Origin of the sequence: Komagataeibacter europaeus LMG 18890 (assembly GCF_000285295.1) — a bacterium.
Taxonomy (GTDB): Bacteria; Pseudomonadota; Alphaproteobacteria; order Acetobacterales; family Acetobacteraceae; genus Komagataeibacter; species Komagataeibacter europaeus.
The window spans coordinates 1-2,354 of the sequence record NZ_CADP01000221.1 but is presented as its reverse complement, the minus strand read 5'-3'; the positions used below and the strand labels follow the sequence as shown (position 1 = coordinate 2,354).

The window sequence follows — 2,354 nt, the reverse complement described above, 5'->3', positions numbered from 1 at the left end:
GACGCTGCTATCGCGTTTGATACCTGCGCTTGAACGGGATGCTGCTGCCATTGAAGCTTCTCTCGTCACACCATGGACAACCAGCCCGGTTGAAGGACAGATCAGCCGATTGAAAATGATCAAGCGAACCATGTTCGGAAGAGCAGGCTTCGAACTCCTCAGGGCTCGTGCCCTCCAACCCGCATAATCAAAAACATCATCACGAAAAGTGCGGAAAAACCGAGAAATGGGCCGGGAAATACGCGTCAATCGCCCCGGCATGGCGCCGGGCATGGCCAGAAGTGATCCCGTTTTTTGCCTTCGATCCGGCAATCCGAAAGATCATATATACCACGAACGCCATTGAGAGCCTGAACAGGGTTATCCGCAAATCGATCAAGACGCGCGGTTTGTTCCCGACTGACGATGCCGCAACAAAGCTGATCTACATGGCAATCCGCAGCTTTGAGAAAGACGGGCGAAATGTGCGGGAATGGTTTGCAGCCCGCAACCAGTTCGCCATAATGTTCGGCGAGCGCTTCGCCGCCTGAGTAGCTGAACAACCGTGGGCCAGGTCAGATACACAGACTTCAGGACACTCCCGGGAAGGAGCCGGGCGTCTGGCCGGCTAGCAGGCGGCCGAAGCGCGCGACACAAGCCAGACGGGTCGTAAGGTACCCGTCTTCAATGACGTACCAGGTTCCCGGTGCATCGGGCGGCCGATCGACCACAACGACGATGCGTAGCACGCCAGAATCGCGGTCCAGCACGAGATGGATGCCATCGGGACCGTCATAGCGATGGACTTTCCTGTTATGCTTTTACAGTCCAGGACAGCGCGCGGAGCACGCCGGACTATAACCGAGGCACCCACTGTTGGTGCCTTCCGCTCGCGCCGTGGACGCGGCGCGTTGTCTTGGCAGCGTTGTGATCCCCGAACCAATAACGTCCTCTTTCCAGCCATACTCTCCGCGAGCCGGCCCCGCCGGCGAGCGCCGTACGCGCCGGGCAGCGGCGAATAAATCAATCCGGTTCCAACCGTAGAAGCTGACAGCAAAGCCGCCCCATTTCAGGACATGGTGCATCTGGTTGAAGGCCGGCCGGAGCCAGTGCGCATAAGCTGCACGCTGTCGCCGTTGAGGATGGCGTTGCGGAAATCGGTCACCGTGGTGATGTTGCCGGTCATGATCTTTGCCCTTTGTTCCGCGAGGAACAGCCCCCGCTGTTCCTCTGCCTCGCGGCGAGCAGCGGGGCAGCAACGGCAAGGATGAGCGATGAGGCGGGGTATCGCCCGGTCTGCACGGAGCGCAGGAAGATCGGGGACACCCCATCGGACGGCGTCAGCGCGCTGACGCGACCCCTTACCGGCGCGAGGGCGGAGCCATTAGCTTTTTTCCTCTTTTTCCTGATAACGGCTTTTGATTGCGTCCCCTGTGTCGCTGTCATAATCTGCATTCATGGTCCGCACTCCTTCTACAAAACCTGCCACCCGCAAATCCGCCGCATCCGCGAAAGTTGGCACGACCGTCACGAAAAACAATCTGAAAGCCCTTGGTGCGGATCGGCTTGCAGACCTTCTGGTCGAACTGTCGGAACAGGATGCCGTGCTCACCCGGAAGCTGCGCATGGCGCTGACAGCCACTCATGCGAAAGACAAACTCGGCAAGGAGATCGAAAAGAGGCTGCGAACGATCCAGCGTTCCCGTGGATTCCTGCCCTGGGACCGGATCAAACCCCTTACGACCGAGCTCGATGCCTTACGGCAATCCATTCTCAACGATGTTGCAACGACGGATGTCGGGCAGGCCATTTCCGCCATGCGTCTTCTCGTGGAACTTGCTCCTTCCGTCTATGAGCGCTCTGATGACAGTTCCGGTTACCTGTCAGATGTGTTTCGCGAAGCGGTCTCCGATCTTGGCTCCCTCTGGGGACGACAGGCTGGTCGGGATCCGGCTGTCACTGTCAGGGATATGCTCACACTTCTCGATAACGACGGGTATGGCACCTGTGACCGCCTGCTTGTCTCGTGCGGTGAAGCACTGGGGAAGCCGGGCGCGGCCATACTCAGAAACACGCTGCTTGCACGACTGCACGACCTTCCCGCCTCAAATGCGAAGGGAGACTATCGTACCGACTTTGCGCGCATGCAGACCCTCGGTCATCTGAAGGATCTGGCCGATGCAATAGGTGACGTCGATGCCTATATCGAAGCAGTCAACCTGAGTGAACGTCAGTCCTCTTCTATCGGCGATGTTGCACGTCGCCTGCTGGACAAGGAGCGTGCCCATGAGGCGCTCGAATGGCTCGACCGGGAGACTGAGGAGACGCCCCGGTTCCGCTGGGAAAATGACGATCTTCGGATCGAAGCGTGCGAA

Annotated in this window: 1 protein-coding gene and 2 pseudogenes; all 3 read left to right on the top strand. The window is 58.8% G+C overall.

Going from position 1 to position 2,354, the window contains the following annotated elements:
• Positions 1-187, top strand: a pseudogene (locus GEU01_RS27155) (ISL3 family transposase); the annotation flags it as partial.
• A 40-nt stretch (positions 188-227) separates the two neighbouring features.
• A pseudogene (locus GEU01_RS20860) lies at positions 228-530 on the top strand (transposase); the annotation flags it as partial.
• A gap of 906 nt (positions 531-1,436) precedes the next feature.
• A partial coding sequence (locus tag GEU01_RS20845) for a DUF6880 family protein (RefSeq protein WP_026018850.1) occupies positions 1,437-2,354 on the top strand: 918 nt, incomplete at its 3' end.